Annotated in this window: 14 protein-coding genes; 8 read left to right on the top strand and 6 right to left on the bottom strand. The window is 49.9% G+C overall.

What is annotated here, in order from left to right; all coding sequences use genetic code 11:
- Window positions 1-237: 237 nt before the first annotated feature.
- The 3 genes from EKM99_RS09860 (at window position 238) to EKM99_RS09850 (ending at window position 3,211) form a co-directional block, all read left to right on the top strand.
- On the top strand, window positions 238-882 hold the full coding sequence (locus EKM99_RS09860; RefSeq protein WP_125583253.1) for a TetR/AcrR family transcriptional regulator: 645 nt from the start codon (window positions 238-240) through the stop codon (window positions 880-882).
- 159 nt (window positions 883-1,041) lie between these two features.
- On the top strand, window positions 1,042-2,373 hold the full coding sequence (locus tag EKM99_RS09855) for a C1 family peptidase (protein ID WP_125583252.1): 1,332 nt from the start codon (window positions 1,042-1,044) through the stop codon (window positions 2,371-2,373).
- A 199-nt stretch (window positions 2,374-2,572) separates the two neighbouring features.
- Window positions 2,573-3,211 carry an HAD family hydrolase gene (locus tag EKM99_RS09850; RefSeq protein WP_125583251.1) on the top strand — a complete coding sequence of 213 codons (639 nt, stop codon included), beginning with the start codon at window positions 2,573-2,575 and terminating at the stop codon, window positions 3,209-3,211.
- Window positions 3,212-3,918: 707 nt separating this feature from the next.
- Here the strand turns inward: EKM99_RS09850 and EKM99_RS09845 are convergent.
- From EKM99_RS09845 to EKM99_RS09840, 3 genes are all read right to left on the bottom strand, one after another.
- Window positions 3,919-4,272 (bottom strand): hypothetical protein, encoded by a 354-nt coding sequence (locus EKM99_RS09845; RefSeq protein ID WP_125583250.1) that lies wholly within the window; start codon window positions 4,270-4,272, stop codon window positions 3,919-3,921.
- A gap of 78 nt (window positions 4,273-4,350) precedes the next feature.
- Complete coding sequence (locus tag EKM99_RS15830; protein ID WP_164511578.1) at window positions 4,351-4,521, bottom strand: hypothetical protein; 171 nt, start codon at window positions 4,519-4,521, stop codon at window positions 4,351-4,353.
- Window positions 4,522-4,579: 58 nt separating this feature from the next.
- Window positions 4,580-5,122, bottom strand: a complete 543-nt coding sequence (locus EKM99_RS09840) for a hypothetical protein (protein WP_125583249.1) — start codon at window positions 5,120-5,122, stop codon at window positions 4,580-4,582.
- 260 nt (window positions 5,123-5,382) lie between these two features.
- Here EKM99_RS09840 and EKM99_RS09835 point away from each other — a divergent pair, with 260 nt between their 5' ends.
- Entirely contained in the window at window positions 5,383-6,207 is an 825-nt protein-coding gene (locus EKM99_RS09835) for a DNA/RNA non-specific endonuclease (RefSeq protein ID WP_125583248.1), read from the top strand.
- Window positions 6,208-6,266: 59 nt separating this feature from the next.
- Here EKM99_RS09835 and EKM99_RS09830 read toward each other — a convergent pair whose 3' ends face one another.
- The 3 genes from EKM99_RS09830 to EKM99_RS15825 all read right to left on the bottom strand — a co-directional run bounded on the left by EKM99_RS09830 (window position 6,267) and on the right by EKM99_RS15825 (window position 8,605).
- Window positions 6,267-6,539, bottom strand: a complete 273-nt coding sequence (locus tag EKM99_RS09830) for a hypothetical protein (RefSeq protein WP_125583247.1) — start codon at window positions 6,537-6,539, stop codon at window positions 6,267-6,269.
- A gap of 101 nt (window positions 6,540-6,640) precedes the next feature.
- Window positions 6,641-8,245 carry a cation:proton antiporter gene (locus EKM99_RS09825; RefSeq protein WP_125583246.1) on the bottom strand — a complete coding sequence of 535 codons (1,605 nt, stop codon included), beginning with the start codon at window positions 8,243-8,245 and terminating at the stop codon, window positions 6,641-6,643.
- Window positions 8,246-8,449: 204 nt separating this feature from the next.
- Entirely contained in the window at window positions 8,450-8,605 is a 156-nt protein-coding gene (locus EKM99_RS15825) for a hypothetical protein (protein WP_164511577.1), read from the bottom strand.
- Window positions 8,606-8,724: 119 nt separating this feature from the next.
- On the opposite strand from EKM99_RS15825, the gene cls reads away from it, so the two are divergent.
- The 4 genes from cls (at window position 8,725) to EKM99_RS09805 (ending at window position 14,818) form a co-directional block, all read left to right on the top strand.
- On the top strand, window positions 8,725-10,182 hold the full coding sequence (cls, locus tag EKM99_RS09820) for a cardiolipin synthase (RefSeq protein WP_125583245.1): 1,458 nt from the start codon (window positions 8,725-8,727) through the stop codon (window positions 10,180-10,182).
- A 347-nt stretch (window positions 10,183-10,529) separates the two neighbouring features.
- The gene (locus tag EKM99_RS09815; RefSeq protein WP_125583244.1) at window positions 10,530-11,435 is read left to right on the top strand and encodes a helix-turn-helix domain-containing protein; all 906 of its coding nucleotides are present in this window, start codon (window positions 10,530-10,532) and stop codon (window positions 11,433-11,435) included.
- Between the two features lie 250 nt (window positions 11,436-11,685).
- Window positions 11,686-13,170: an MFS transporter gene (locus tag EKM99_RS09810; RefSeq protein ID WP_125583243.1), complete on the top strand. Its 1,485-nt coding sequence runs from the start codon at window positions 11,686-11,688 to the stop codon at window positions 13,168-13,170.
- A 25-nt stretch (window positions 13,171-13,195) separates the two neighbouring features.
- Entirely contained in the window at window positions 13,196-14,818 is a 1,623-nt protein-coding gene (locus tag EKM99_RS09805) for a glycoside hydrolase family 43 protein (RefSeq protein WP_125583242.1), read from the top strand.
- Window positions 14,819-15,902: the final 1,084 nt, after the last annotated feature.

Below are 15,902 nucleotides of genomic sequence, written 5' to 3'. Positions count from 1 at the left end.
CTCAAAAAAAATTGCCTAATCTCAAAGGATTAGACAATTTTATAAATGGAATTACCAACAACAGTTGACATAGAACCGAGTAAACGTGAAACGGTGGGACGAACTGTCTGACCGTTTTTTTGGCGATTTGTTAAAGCAATTGACTTTCTGCTGGCGAGACCGTATTATAAGACTATTAATAGGTGAGTGAATGCTCACCACATATTTAACCGGAAAGTTTAGAATGGAGGGGTCCACGTGGCTCAGGAAACAAACATGCAAGCGGCCTTTGAAAACGTCATGGCGGCGAGCGGCAATATCCCACCCAAGCAAAAACTGGTGTTGGCAGCGAGTCTCGAGCTATTTGCCGAACAGGGATTTGCGAATACCACGACCAAGGAAATCGCCAGCCGGGCGGGGGTGGCTGAAGGCACGGTTTACAAGCGGTATAAAACCAAAGATGCCCTATTGGCGGCGGTTCTGGCACCCTATGTGACGGAAGTTGTGCCCGCCTTCGTGCAAGACTTCGCGAAACAGGTCGTGAATCAGCCGTACATGACGCTCCACGAAATGTTGACCACGGTCGTGACGGACCGGATTGCCTTTATTAAAGGAAACCGGGCCGTCCTGCAGGTCTTGATCACGGAAATTTTGGTCAGAAGTGACCTCCGTAAGCAACTGACACCCCGGGTACTGCCCCTCCTTCAAAAGAATCTGTACGCGGTATTGGACCGGCTCAAGGCCAACGCCGAATTGGTTGATTGGCCTAACGATCGAATCGCCCAGTTCATGATAGGCACCATGATCACGGAACTGGCGCGTAGTATTTTTACGGATGAAGATCTTGACCAGGCAGGGCCTGTGTTGCTGGCGTTTTTGGAAAAGGGCTTGGCACCAAAGTAAAACGAAACACGTAATATTCGCTCGCATGCTATCGAGGGCGAATTTTTTTGATCCCAAATATAATTGCCTTTCAGCCAGGAAAGCGCTAGAATGAGTCTATGTTAATTATGAGATTTCCATGAGACCTCTCATGGAGGCCCAGCGAAAGGAGTTCGTTCTATGCCAGATACCAAGACTAACCATAAATTAACCGCTGCCGAGACGGCGGATTTACGTGCTGATTTACAAAAACAACCTGCTCACGATGTTGTGAGCCGCGCTGTTATTAAAAATGGGGTGCTTGCCGCCTCGGAGGATCCGCAAGCGACCGTTCGTTTGAACCGGACGTTCTCCGTGGAGTTACCAACCGGCAAAGTTTCCAATCAAAAGCATTCCGGCCGTTGCTGGCTATTTGCCACGTTGAATACGATTCGCCATCAATTTGCGGCGAAATACAACGTGAAGGACTTTGAGCTCTCCCAGAATTACCTGTTCTTCTGGGATCGAGTGGAACGGGCCAACATGTTCTACGACAACATTTTACGTACGGCAGACCAGCCGCTCGATGACCGCGAAGTGGCCTTTTACCTGGGTCATCCCGACAGTGACGGGGGCCAGTGGGCCATGGGAGCCGCCCTTGTGCAAAAGTACGGGGTCGTGCCAGTCAGTGCCATGCCGGAATCATTTAACAGCAACGATACGACCGGTATTGGGGCCGCTTTGAATTTGAAATTGCGCAAGGATGCGTTAGCGTTGCGGCAATTGGTCGCTGACGGCGCCGATGAGGAAGCCATTGCGACGACGCGGGCCCAAGCCTTGAAGGAAGTCTACCGGATGGCGGCCTATGCCTTCGGCGAACCGCCAACCACCTTTGACCTGGAGTTCAAGGACGACAAGGACCAGATCCACCGCGCTGCAGGGTTAACGCCACAAGACTTTTTCAACGATTACTTTGACGTCGATCTCGATGACTACGTGGTCATTGCCAACTCGCCAGATAAGCCTTTCGACCAGCATTACAGCCTGCCGAGCCAGGACAATATCGTGGGTGGCAAGCACATCAGCTTTATCAATTTACCGTTGGCGGACATGAAAAAGGCTGCCATCGCCCAACTCCAGAGTGGCGAGGCGGTATGGTTTGGCAATGATGTCTTGCAACAAATGAGCCGCGAACGTGGCTTCCTCGACAGTCACCTGTTCCAAGTCAGCGATTTATTTGGCGTCGACCTGAGTTTGACCAAGGCCCAACGCTTAGCCACGGGTGAGGCCGAAGTGTCCCACGCCATGACGCTGACCGGGGTCAACTTGGTTGATGACCAATCGACTCGTTGGAAAGTGGAAAACAGTTGGGGCGAAAAGAACGGTGAGAAGGGCTACTTTGTGATGACCGACGACTGGCTAGACGATTTCGTCTACGAAGTGGTCGTGCACAAGAAGTACCTGACACCGGAGCAACAAGCTGTCTTGGCCACTGCACCACAGGCCTTGGCTCCTTGGGATTCATTAGCATAGTATAAGCAATCAGTCGTGCACGTTGGCGGCTGATTTTTTATTGACTGGCAAAGGGGGCCGGGAATGTTTCATGTGAAACATTCCCGGTATTAGGCAAGACGCTAAAATTCTTAAAATTAGTCGTTAACACTGGTAATCTGCGCGAGCATACGCGTAAAATAAAAGGGATGTTGGCAAGAAAAACTGATGAGGTGATCTGATGCACAACTTTTTATTCGATTTTGATAGTACGTTGGCGGATACGCGCGATGTTGCCGTCCTGGCAACACAGAAGGCCTATGAAATTAAGGGCCTGGCCATTCCCAGCCGCGAAGCAGTCGTGAGTTACATGGGCGTGCCCATTGAAGTTTCCTTTGCGAAAATGGCCACGGAATCTTTGAGCGATGCGGCGCTAGAAGATCTGTACACGGTTTTTCGCGAGCAGTATCATGAAGCCGAGAAGTTAGGGATTACCTTGTTTGATGGGATGGCGGAAACGTTGGCCACGTTAAAGGATCGCGGTGACCATTTGTACGTGGTCTCCAGCAAGCATTCGGTGCCATTGCAACGGAATCTGGAGCAGATTGGCCTGGGAAAGACGTTTGAGGCCATTAGCGGTTCCGACACGGTTGCCCACTATAAGCCAGCGCCGGATGGCATCTTGAGCCTGCTGGATCGTTTTGACTTAACGGCCAACCAGAGTGTCATGATTGGCGATGCCAAGTACGACATGCAGATGGGTAACAATGCGGGTGTCGCCACGGCTGCGGCCATGTGGGGCGCGGCTGATCCGGCTTCGGTGAAAGCCGAAAAGCCGACGTACGTGTTAAGTACTCCGGCGGAATTATTGACAATTTAGTTAGTGAAATTTGTTTAGTTAGTGTTGTGAGGGCCTTGGTGCGGTTGTGTGCTGGGGCCTTTTTCTTGTGGGGTGGGGTTGGGCGTGCTTTGGGAGATAATGGCTTTGAATCGTGATTTACTGGGCGGGCTCATGTGCTTGTCTGCTAGTTCTGAAGGGGGATATTAGCTTGGTGAGTGGGCCCACCTTTGATGGTCGATGGTGTTAGGTCGTTTGACTGGGTTCGCAAAGTTATATTCAGAAATTGGCGGCTCGCTCCGCACTCTACAAAAAAACCGTCCCTGGTTAGAGGACGGTCATACCACTCACTTGGTTGGGGCGAGCGGCTCATTTTATTTGGTGAATAAAATGAAAAAAGGTTGGTTAATAGGTTTTTATTGGTATGCTTGTATCCTAACGGGTAATTGTGAAGAAATTGTGAAGAATATTTACGAATTAATAATGTGATTGATTAGAATTAGCTAAACACTTATGAAAAGGGGGTGCTTCCGGATTAAAAAGGGGATTGGATTACTTTTTTCTAATGGTTTACAGGTTGATTTAGTGTGATTTTAGAAAAATCAGATGGCATATTTATGGATTTCTCAGTTATGTTAATCAATACAATTAGTTTTATATTATGTTACGTTTGCATAAAATTTTGCTAAGAACGCTAAAAAATCAGTTCCAGCCGCTTGGCCAGAACTGATTTCCGTTTCAGCTTGAATTTAACCCATGTGGTGATGGCCGTGGCCCATGTGATGGGGTTCATCGGCGAGTAATTGGGGCTTGCCACCGGGATGATGGTGACAGTGACCGCCCTTGCCGCCGTGGCAGTGGCCGTGTTGGCAGCCGCCACCGAGCTGGAGTTGCTTGGTGTGTTCCCGTTCGATTTGGAGTTGTTTCTTGAGTTGCCGATTCTTCCAGAAACCGTGTAACATGGTGGTTACGGGGATGATTTCTAATGAAATGACCACGGGAATCAACCAGGGATTCTCTTCAACCATGGCACTAAAGCGTTCGCGGTGTTCCTTGAATTCTGCAGGGTCAACGTTGTCGACGATAAACTTGTGTTTTAACATCAATCATCACACTCCTTTGCCCTATCATACCCCAAAGAGAAAGCGCTGTCAGCCAGACTGTGTGTTTCACGTGAAACGTTAGCGGCGGTTGCGCCAAACACTGATGAGGTGAAGAATGCCCACGAGCACGGCGAAACCTAAAACGACCGTTTCCAGTAGGACGATTGCGCTGAGATGGCGATGCTGCTGGTAGAGCAAGACGCCGCCAATGACGACGACACCACCCAGACCGGGAATTAATTTTTTCATCTAAGTTCCTCCATCAAAAAAACGAGACCGCTTCACGCAGCCTCGTTCAATGACACGTTTATTCGGTGACTTTGACCAGCACAGCCTGGGTCACGTCATTGTCGACGTCCCGGGAAATGTGGTAGCCGGCAACCTTCAGTTTCGAAGCGGTGTTCTTACCAGTGACGGTCTTCTTCACCGTGAAGGTCTGAGTCATTGGAATGTCGGACAACTTGCCCTTGAATTTAATGACGGTATCCGACCCCTTTGTCGTAAAGGTGGTGTTCAGCGTGCCAATTTTGCTTAAGCCGTTGTCTTTTTGTGCGGCGTTATAAGTCTTGTAATACTTATTCACGTTGTAGACGGTAGCCTTGCCGTTAGAATCGAAACGGTAGGCTTCCAGGCCAGAATTACTCTTGGCGTTGATCGAGCCGTTGACATACCAAAGTTGCTGGTTCGCCGTCAGCGTGGATTTTACGTCAGCCTTTTTCGTCGTCTTGTTCTTGAAACTTGCTTGTTGGTTGCTCCCCGACTTACTGCTAGAGCTACTGCAGCCGGCCAAGCCAATGGCAAAGACAGCCAAGAGGCTCAGTGCGGCGGCAATTGTACGGGATTTTTTCATGATCTCAATCACCTCATCGCAAATGATAACAGTTTTGTGTTGTTCACACAAACCGCCTACTTCTTTCTACAGACAGTATAGCATGGTCGTTAACCGTAAATGGTCTCAAGTCAGTTAAAAAAGTGTTAAGTTGCGGTAACAGCCGGTCACATTTAGTTATTAATTACAAATTAATGGTTATTAATAACTAAAAAGGCAAGACAAACGTATGTTCTTTTGGTAAACTAGACGTAAGACATTTGAGAGATGAGGGAAAGAGAATGAGTAAACGTTATCGGGGCCGTCGCCGGGGTGGACGGGTGTCCATTTACACGGCAATCGCTGTTATTTTAATTGGGGCCGTGGGCGCGCTGAGTAGTCAGGGCAACCCAACGGCGCGCAAGATCACCAACTTAGCCACCAGTCTCGTGGGCAGTTCCAGTGGGAGCCAGTCAACCACGAGCACGTCAGCGTCGACGCCCAAGCAATCGGTGGCGACCAAGGCATTGGCGGATCAGAAATATACCGACACGCAGATTGTGGCGGTCAATCACAATAAGCCGACATTTACCACGGCCGAACTGTCGACTAAGAAGGGTGCTTGGGCCACGTATGGCGAGTTAGACACGTTGAACCGGGTGACCACGGCTAATGCGTTACTGAGCAAGAGTACGATGCCCACGGCTAAACGGGAACCGCTCAACGTCAGTCCAACCGGCTGGAAGAACAAGGAATATACGGTCAACGGCAAGAAAGGGTACTTGTACAACCGCAGTCATTTAATCGGCTATCAATTGACCGGGCAAAATAATAATTTGAAGAACTTGATGACCGGGACGCGTTCACTGAATGATCCGGGGATGACGGCCTACGAGAATCCGGTGGCGAGCTACCTGAAGAGCCATCCCAGCGATTACGTGCGCTACCAGGTTCAGCCAGTGTTCCGGGGCAACGAACTGGTCGCGCGTGGCGTGCACATGCAAGCCAAGTCCGTGAACAATACCGGCATTTCTTACAACGTCTACATTTTTAATATTCAAGCGGGCGTGAAAATTAACTATAGTACCGGGACCAGCCAGTATGGCGATCCGGCCAGCAGTTTTTAAGTTGGGGACAAAAAATAGGGCGTAGACAGGTCGTGATTGTCTACGTCTTATTTAGTATCCTAATTCGCCAACAGTTTCATTGTCACCGCGACCACGAAAAAGCCGATGGCCAGGACAATCACAACGTTCCGTAAAACCCAAGCCACGTGTAGCACTGTTGAATCGTGGTTTTTCTCAAGAAAGCTGCCCAGCCAGACAGTCTGAAGCAACATCATGAGTAGATAGCTGGTGAGTTGATCCATAAAAGAAAATTCCAGAAAAATAAACGGTAGCGCAATGATGCAAAAGACCATGAATAGGTCGTAGGATATAACGAATCCAATTTTATGCAAGTTGGTCCCTCCCCTAAAATGAACCCCTGAACCATGGTTAAGTGTAACAAACATTTCGGGAGGAAGGCAAACGGTCTCAAAGCCTGACGAACACCCAGTCACTACCGCATCACGCCATAACCCAGGATGACCATTTCCGCCATACCAATTTCTCGGTACAACTCGTTGAAGAGGTCCTCGTTCAGGACATGATTCTCCTCATACTGTTGCAGTAAATAGACCCGTTCTGCTTGGAAAATATTGCGGTAAACAACCATCAATTCCCGTAACTGATCTGGCGTGTATTCCGGGTGTTGGACCATGCGGCGCCACTCTGCCCAAAATTGGGGAACGGTCGTATGGCCATTTTGGGAACGCAGGTCAAAGGTGACGGCGTCCTTAGATTCCTGAGAAATGGGCATCGCCCACAACGTTTGCACGCCGACTTCAATCATTTGTTCCCGAACAGTCGCCAGCCGATTTGCGCCGTCGACGTCCACCTGGACCTTGGGCAAGAGCCACCGGAAAATGATGGTGGGGACGACCAAACTTAAAATGATCAGCAAGCTTTCCGACATCAAGACTAAGTTGAAGTCAGCCGTTTTGACCTGCGTTTCCGCCACGGTAAAGGCCAAGGCAAACGTGACGGCACCGTGAATGCCGCCTAAGGCAAAAATCCAGGACTCACGATTCGAAATATGGTGAACCAGCCGGATGTACACGTAGCGGGCCAGTAGGTTAGCGAGGTATAAGATAATGCCAATCGCGACCCAGACCAAGGAACCGTTGTATGACACGGATTGATCCAAGGTGGTCCGCAAGATCATAATCCCCAGGACGACGAAAACAATACTGTTCAGCACGTCACTGAGTAGCCCGACCAATGCATAGAGATCGTTGGCCCACTGGGGATTGGCGAGCGCGCTCCGCTCTCCTTCAGCGTTATGCACCAGTCCAGCAAAGACGACGGCGATGATGCCGGACACGCCGATGGCTTCCGCGCCAAAGTACAGCACGAACGGGGTCATCAGGTAAATGACCTTCAGCGGCGTCCCGTTATTATATGTATTATTAATAAAATTAACCTTCGAGCGCAGCATCAATTGCCGCACATACACAATGGCGCCGCTGATAAGGCCCCCAAAGACGATCCCGCCGCCAGCCGAGTAGACGAAGTCACCCAGCGTTTGCGAATAGTTCACATAGCCGTTGACGTACCAGAGGATGGCCATGTTCAACAGGATAATCCCGGAGGCGTCGTTAAATAGCGACTCCAATTTGAGGCCAATCCCCTCACGCGTTGGCAATTCACGGCCCATCGTGACCGATTCAGTTGCCGTGGCGTCGGTGGGCGTGCTGATGGCCGCCAGGATGAAGGCCAGCGGTAAGCCGACGTTGGTTAGAAAATGCGTACCTAACCCAGCGACAACGGCGCAGAGCACCACCATGCCGACGGTCAAGCTAATAATTTCACGAACGTGGCGGCCAACTAGATTTAGCCGCGTGTTCTGGCCCTCGAAATAGAGCAAGGGCGCAACGATTAAACCAATGAAGATATCTGAATCAAACCGCGCGACTAAGCCGTTCAGTATCGGCACCAACGCGATGATGGCGCCCAGCAACATGCTCACGTAATTGACCGACAAGCGCGGCAGCCAGCGCCGATTGATCACAATGCTGAGCATCGCTGCGATAACCAGCACACCAGTTGAAATCAGGAATGTCATTTGAACTCACACCTTTTTTAAGTTATGTCCTAACTGTTGATTATTATGGATTTGCTGAAGCATGTAAAGTAAAAATACTTTCGGTTGTGACCGCTATCCGAAGCGTAGCCGGCAGCTCCCAGGTTAATTTAGCCCTCAGGGTACCCCAAAGAGCCTTGCCAGTAATCAGCCGGCAAGGCGGCCAACGGGTGTGAACGCGATCCATCAATGCCGGTTCATATAGCGATAAATACTGTATAAAACGATGGCCGCCAGCAGGATAATGCCGATGGTCGGGTTGTCGCGGAAAATCCAATGGAGCACGCGGAACGGGCTGGTCCCGTGCAAGCCGCCAATGAGGGTGGTTAGGTGAGTAAACATGAAAACGCCTCCTGTTAAAATTAGGGTCAATTGGTCCGAGAAAATTAAGAAAAACTAAAGACTTTCCGCTGATTTAGCGTATGATGAAAATCATAGAGAGTTTGAGGAGGGGGATACCCGTGAACGTGAATTATATGCTCATTCTGGAAATCATCGTGGTGGTCAACTCGGCGTTGGCTTTCGTGACGGTTTTCCGGGAAAAACGCGATATTGCCGCGACGTGGGCTTGGATGCTAGTACTCGTACTGCTGCCCGTCGTCGGGTTCATCGCCTACGCCTTCATTGGCCGAAAATTGCCGAAGGGCCGGATGTTTCGACTGCAGCGCCAGGTGGCTGTTCAGTTAGAAGAGCGGCTCAACCAGCAGCGTGAAGAAATCGGCGACGAAATTATGCCGGCCGACCAAATTAGCCACTCGGTAATCAACATGGTAAATATGTTTATGGAAACGGATCACGCATTTTTAGCCCGGAAAAACCGGGTGCGGGTGATTACGGATGGCCACGACCTGTTCCATTTGATGATGGAAGATATCGAGCGGGCCCACTCCAGTATTCATATTGAATTTTACACCTTTTATAACGATAAGATTGGAAATGACATCCTGGATCTGCTGGTGAAAAAAGCGCGGGCTGGGGTGGAAGTCCGGGTCATTTACGATCCCTGGGGTTCGATGGGGACTTGGAAACGGTTTTTCAAGCCACTAATTGACGTTGGTGGCCACGTGGAGGCCTTCCTGGGCACGCGTTCGGCCGTGATTGACTTTCGGCTGAACTTCCGTGATCACCGAAAAATCGTGACGGTCGATGGCCAAGTCGGCTACGTCGGCGGCTTTAACATTGGCGATCAGTACCTGGGTCGCAAGGAAAAATTCGGATACTGGCGCGACACTCATCTACGCATCGTGGGCTCCGGGGTCTTCTCCCTGCAGGCGCGCTTCATGCTGGACTGGAATGCCACTGACCGCGACCATCCTTTCAGGGACGACCGCATCGAGCACAAATACTTCCCACTGACCAAGGTCAAGGGGGAGACCAGCCTGCAGATTGTGTCCAGCGGGCCAGACTCCGACCTGCAGCAGATTAAAATGGGTTACATGCGCCTGATTCAGACCGCCGAAAAGCGCCTGTGGATCCAGACGCCGTACCTGATTCCAGACGATAGCGTCTTGGACTCGTTGCGGATTGCGGCCATGGCGGGCGTTGACGTGCGAATCATGATTCCAGACAAGCCGGACCACGCCTTCGTGTACCGGGCAACGCAATACTATGCCCGGCAGTTGGCGGATGACGGCGTGAAAATTTACTTCTACCACAACGGTTTCATTCACGCCAAGACGATGGTCGTGGATGGCCGCATTGCCTCCGTCGGGTCGGCCAACATGGATTACCGGAGCTTCAAGCTAAACTTCGAAATCAACGCGTTCATTTACGACCCAGCGGTTGCCAAGCAACTGGAGGAAATCTATGAGGCGGACATGCGTCACAGTGAGCTGATCACGCCGGAAAAATTCAAGCAGCAGTCACTGTACTTGCGGTTCAAGCAGACGGCTTCGCGGTTGTTGTCACCGATTTTGTGAGAGTATCTGCAGTGTTTAAAAGAAATTAGCTAAAGCTAATAATTAATAATATAAGATAAGAAAATCATATTCTTGATACTCTTTAATTAAAGTGTAGTCGTTATGAGCCAATTAACGAGTACGCTTTTTTTATGACTAAAGAAAGTAGGCAGGCTCCCAGGCACTCATCCACAGTGTTCTAAGCCACCTTGACCTAGCTAGAGGCGATGACAGCAAAATTCCTCATCACTGGGCTAAAGGTCAAAACGAGTTGGTTGCTTTCGACAACTAAACCGTTATAATGATGATGGATAGTAAACCGCTTTCATTTTTCAGGGATTAAGCATTAGCGAAAGGGGGAACTGGAGATGAAGCCATTCGTACCCATTCCAGTTGTCGATTCGAGCCTGTACCTTTTTGGTGGCCATCAAAGAACCGTGCCCGGTGGCTGGCAATTTTTCGAGCAAAAACATCAAGCGTTTGAACTGATGTGCGTGGTGGACGGTCGCCAGACGACGGAGATCAAGAACTTGGGAACGTATGATTACGGGGCGGGGGATGTCATGATTATCTCCCCGGGGACCCTGCACACCAACAAAAATTCCAGTGAAGATGCCGAAATGACCTATATTTGTTTTCACTTCAGCATCGAGAGCCTGGAGTTGAAGTCTGAAATGTTGAGTAACGTGGTCAACGCAGTCATCCCCGCCAATCAAGCGATTGCCCAGGCGGCGATGACTGCGGCAACGGCCATTGTTGCGGCGAGCGCGGATCGGACCCTCAACAAGGAGCAGGCCAACCTCAAGATTCAGATTGCCGTACTGGAATTCTTCTTTGCCATCGCCGCGCACCTGCAGGATACAACGGCCAAGAAGGCAGCCGCCTACAGCGAAAGCGAAGCCAAGACGAGCCGGATGATTGCCTCACTGATCAAGAAGAACATCTCTAAGAAAGAGGTGCCCGCCTTTTCGTTCGCCACAATTTGCCAGCAGGTTGGCGTCAGTAGCGGTTACGGCCACCGGACCTTTAAGAAGGTTTACGGGGTAACGCCGCTCCACTACATTGAGAATCAAAAATACAATAAAGCCAAACGCCTACTGGGGTCGCCGAACTATTCGATTGAGGATATCGCCTACCTAATGGGTGCCAGTAGTGTGTCCAATTTTAGCAAGCAGTTCAAGAAGTGGTCGGGCATCACACCCAGCCGTTACCAGCGCCAGCTGAAGCAGAAACGGCGGGTACGGACGGTTAAGGAAAGTGGCTATTTTGAATAGTTTTGGTTAGAAAAAGATAAATCACCCCGTCAAACACTGATTTGACGGGGTTTTGTTTCGCCTTCAGGGTCAGGATTTAACTAGAAACAGTCACGAAAGAAGGTGGCCAGCACTTGTGAAAGCGGATACAATTCAACCTGTAAGTTAGCTAACTGAAGAAATAGATGGCGCGTTGGCCAACGTGGCCATCATCGAATGATTGTTATTGGTCACAAGCACATACTTCCCAATTTGAAAGGGGTTCTCACACATGGCCTCAAATACACAGGCTACTGCCGAAGAGACTCAAGCTCCAGATGAATTCGCCAAGCTTTCCTGGCGCGAACGAATCAGTTATGGTGCCGGTGATCTCGCGCAAAACTTAATTTTTGGTACAGTTGGTTCCATGCTCTTATTCTATCTAACCACGGTTTACGGAATCTCCGCCGCAGTCGGCGCAACGATCTTCTTGGTTGTCCGCTGGGTCAACGTTTTCTGGGATCCATGGGTGGGGGCTTTCGTCGATAAGCACAATTTCAAACGAGGCAAGTATCGGCCTTACCTGATCTACGGTGGGATTCCACTGACAATCATGGCCGCCTTACTGTTCTTGCCAATCGATGCTGTTCGGGGCAACGTCTTCTACGCCTTCATCGCGTACCTGGCAACGGCCTTGATCTACTCGTTTGTGAAAATCCCTTATGGTGCCTTGAACGCTTCCCTGACGCGGGACAACGATGAAATCTCAACGTTGACGACCGTCCGGATGACGGAAGCAAACATTGGTAACTTATTGGTTTACACTTTCCTGCCATTATTTGTTCAAATGGCTTCACCAAATCCACAATCCAAGGATATCGGGTTCTTCGGTATTCACATGAACTTAGGGGATTACACCTCGCCTAAGGCCGGTGGCGCCTACTTCATGGTCATGGCCATCTACATGGTTATTGGATTCGTGATGTTAACTGCGACTTACTTTGGCATCAAGGAACGGGTTCTGCCAACCAAGGAAGAATCCGATTCCGTTAAGTACTCTGACCTTTGGACTGAATTCAAACAAAACAAGCCACTCCAAATCTTGGGGTTGTTCTTCCTGATTGGCTTTACCTTCATGTTCTTCGGGAACACCGTATGGCCTTTTTACATGCAATACAACATTGGTCATTCCGAATGGATGGCTTCCATCAACTTGATTGGGTCAATTCCAGGGATCTTCCTGGTCTTCCTGTGGCCAATCGTGCGGAAGAAGATTGGGAAACGCCAATTCTTCTACGCCTTCCTGGCACTGTTTATCATTGGGACGTTAATTCTGTGGGTATGGTCCTTCCCAGCCTTCAAGAACAGCGTTGCTCTGGGTTACACCGGTCGTTTCCTGATGCAATGGGGGATTACCGCCGCCACTGGTTACATGTGGTCATTGGTTCCAGAAGTTGTTTCTTACGGGGAATACACCTCTAAGAAGCGGGTTGCCGGGATCATCAACGCCATCATGGGTCTGTTCTTCAAGATTGGGTTGGCCTTAGGGGGAATCATTCCTGGGTACATCAACGCCTTCTTCAAATTTGACGGCACCAAGACGACGCAAAGTGCTGGCGCCATGATGGGGATTCAGTGGTCAATGATTTGGTTACCAATCATCTTGGCTGTTGTTGCCATGTTCATCATGAGTCGTTACACCTTGACCGATGATGAAGTGAACAAGATGAACGAAGAATTAACGGCCGATCGTAAGGCTCAGTTGGATAAAGCTTAAGCTCAAACGAAAGGAAAGATTACTGATGAAGATTCAAAATCCTGTTTTACCTGGTTTTAACGCCGATCCTAGCATGATTCGAGTAGGCGACACTTACTACATTGCCAACTCCACGTTCGAGTGGTTCCCTGGCGTCCGGCTCCACGAGTCCAAGGACATGGTTCACTGGAACCTGTTGCCATCACCACTGTCAACGACTACGTTGCTCGACATGAAGGGGAACCCCGCTTCTGGTGGGATTTGGGCACCAGACCTGACCTACGCTGATGGTAAATTCTGGTTGATCTACACCGATGTTAAAATCACCGATGGTCCCTTCAAGGACATGACCAACTACCTGACCACCGCAACCGACATTCACGGCCCATGGACGGACCCAATCAAGGTTAACGGTGTTGGGTTCGATGCTTCCATGTTCCATGATGAAAACGGTCGGAAATACCTGGTTCAACAGACTTGGGATCACCGCGAGTACAAGCACCCATTTAACGGGATTACCTTGACTGAGTTTGACCTGGACACCATGCACCTGAAGCCTGAAACGGCGCGGAACATCTACAATGGTGACGACGTGAAATTGGTTGAAGGACCACACCTGTACCAAATCAACGGCTACTACTACCTGTTTGCCGCTGAAGGTGGGACTGTCTTTACCCACCAAGAAATTGTTGCCCGTTCCAAGACGCTCGACGAATTGTCCTTCGAAGGCGAACCAGATGGTCCCTTCATCACCAACATGGACACTCCTGATTTCTACCTGCAAAAGCAAGGTCACGGGGCCTTAACGTCGACGCCAGGTGGCGAATGGTACTACGCTTCATTGGTTGCCCGTCCTTGGAACCACGTTAACGAATCCAGTCATGATCCTCGCGGCTGGAGTACGCTTGGCCGGGAAACGTCCATCCAAAAGGTTGAATGGGACGATGCTGGTTGGCCACGCGTTGTCGGCGGCCACGGCGGTCAGGTTGAAGTGGAAGCGCCTAAGGACGCCATTTTAACTGACGCACCCAAGGATCACTCCCAACACGATGACTTTAGTCAATCGACGCTTGACCTGAACTGGAACACGTTACGGCAACCATTTACCCCTAAGTTGGGGACGGTTGGCAACGGCTCACTGAAGTTGGTGGGGCAACAATCCTTGTCCAGCACCTTCGACGTGTCCTTCGTGGCCCGGCGTTGGCAAGCATTTAACTTCGACGCTGAAACCGAAGTTAGCTTCGATCCATTCAGTTACCAACAGATGGCTGGACTGGCCAATTTCTATAATGACAAGCACTATTCTTGGATCTTCATCACCAACGATGACAAGAAGGGCCGTGTGATTGAAGTTGCCCAAAACGACAACAACACCTACACGTCATACCTGAAGGACAACGCCATTCCAGTCCCAGCAGATGCCAAATCTGTTTGGTTCAGAGTCCAGGCACGTAAGGAATCCTACACGTACCAATACTCCTTTGATGGCAAGACTTGGGAAACGGTGCCGGTTACATTAGACGCTGCCATCCTGTCAGATGACTACGTACTCCAGACGTCCGGTGGTTTCTTCACTGGGGCCTTCGTTGGACTGGGTGCAGTGGATTACGCTGGTTACGAACAGGTCGCGACCTTTGACCACTTCGACTACCAAGAATTACCAGACTAAGCAATTGCGTGAAAAATGTGCCGTCGTTACTGGCAAGCAAAACAATTGTGGACAATTAAGAATGGGTGTATGATGAGCCCACTCAAATGAGTTGCCACTATTGGCTGGATTGAGGCCGGGTAATCGGTCAGCCGGTAGATGAGCACGGTTATAATAGAGAGTGGGAAAAAAGGCGGTTAGCTGGTGAGCATTAAGGCTGATAGCCGGATAATCCCGGGTTTGGATTATTTGGCTATCAGTTTTAAGCGGAGCCAACTGCCTTTTTTTCCACGTTTCAACAATATAGCATTGAAGATACAACGCGAGTCTGGGATTTTTATCCCAGACTTTTTTTCTGCACTAAAAAAGGCCCTAGCGAGGCGTGTCGTCAGGGCCTGGCAAATGCATGTGATGCTGATAAATCTGACAAAAATGGTCTGGATTGGCTTGACTAGTTAGGGGTGCCAATGCAATCCATAGGTGGGTGCTGGTTGGTAACGCCCATCTACAAGTTCCATAGTAACTGAGCAAGCCACTAAACACAATCAAAGTGCTTAACAACCAGGTTACTGGGCGATTGGTTGAGTCGCTTGTTCACTGATGGGATGAGTGTGATTTATTTAAAATGTAATCGTCATGAGCGACTTAATGACGCCGTAATGGTCCCTTTAGTCGTTGGGTTGCGGGGTGATTAGTCGCAGCACAAGACACCTAACCCCCTGGATACGAAAGCGAGACAGACTAGGCGGTAAATGTCGTCGCTTCCTGTATGCTTAGGAGGTCGTTCCAAAGATTTGAAAAGGCAAAAGCACCTAGAACGGCCCAGCTAATAGAGATCCAGCCCACAAAAGTAATCGGAAATTGCCACCTGCGGCTGCCAGAGATTCCGGCGCCTGTGGGGACCGCCTGCGGCCTGAGAAGCGGTCCTCCGGCTCGGTTTGAAGCCTGATAAAGTTCATCAGTCTCCAAACGCGTCCCACGCTGTAAGCTGGTTCCCAGCTAACACCGTCGACACAGCTACCTCCATCTCTGTCCTCCTCCGGTTATGATTGTTCTTCCACATAACATTAATGTAACCATCGCTGGACTGGCAACATTTTCCCAA

Source organism: Levilactobacillus cerevisiae (assembly GCF_003946245.1).
Lineage (GTDB): Bacteria > Bacillota > Bacilli > Lactobacillales > Lactobacillaceae > Levilactobacillus > Levilactobacillus cerevisiae.
Note: the sequence above shows the minus strand (reverse complement) of the source record. Positions and strands in the feature narration are given on the sequence as shown.

Excerpts from the sequence above, each read along its gene's own strand:
- EKM99_RS09850 (WP_125583251.1), top strand. The coding sequence starts at position 2,573 with ATGCACAACTTTTTATTCGATTTTGATAGTACGTTGGCGGATACGCGC.
- EKM99_RS09805 (WP_125583242.1), top strand. The coding sequence starts at position 13,196 with ATGAAGATTCAAAATCCTGTTTTACCTGGTTTTAACGCCGATCCTAGC.
- EKM99_RS09840 (WP_125583249.1), bottom strand. The coding sequence starts at position 5,122 with ATGAAAAAATCCCGTACAATTGCCGCCGCACTGAGCCTCTTGGCTGTC.
- EKM99_RS09815 (WP_125583244.1), top strand. The coding sequence starts at position 10,530 with ATGAAGCCATTCGTACCCATTCCAGTTGTCGATTCGAGCCTGTACCTT.
- EKM99_RS15825 (WP_164511577.1), bottom strand. The coding sequence starts at position 8,605 with ATGTTTACTCACCTAACCACCCTCATTGGCGGCTTGCACGGGACCAGC.
- EKM99_RS09810 (WP_125583243.1), top strand. The coding sequence starts at position 11,686 with ATGGCCTCAAATACACAGGCTACTGCCGAAGAGACTCAAGCTCCAGAT.
- EKM99_RS09825 (WP_125583246.1), bottom strand. The coding sequence starts at position 8,245 with ATGACATTCCTGATTTCAACTGGTGTGCTGGTTATCGCAGCGATGCTC.
- EKM99_RS15830 (WP_164511578.1), bottom strand. The coding sequence starts at position 4,521 with ATGAAAAAATTAATTCCCGGTCTGGGTGGTGTCGTCGTCATTGGCGGC.
- EKM99_RS09855 (WP_125583252.1), top strand. The coding sequence starts at position 1,042 with ATGCCAGATACCAAGACTAACCATAAATTAACCGCTGCCGAGACGGCG.
- EKM99_RS09835 (WP_125583248.1), top strand. The coding sequence starts at position 5,383 with ATGAGTAAACGTTATCGGGGCCGTCGCCGGGGTGGACGGGTGTCCATT.
- EKM99_RS09845 (WP_125583250.1), bottom strand. The coding sequence starts at position 4,272 with ATGTTAAAACACAAGTTTATCGTCGACAACGTTGACCCTGCAGAATTC.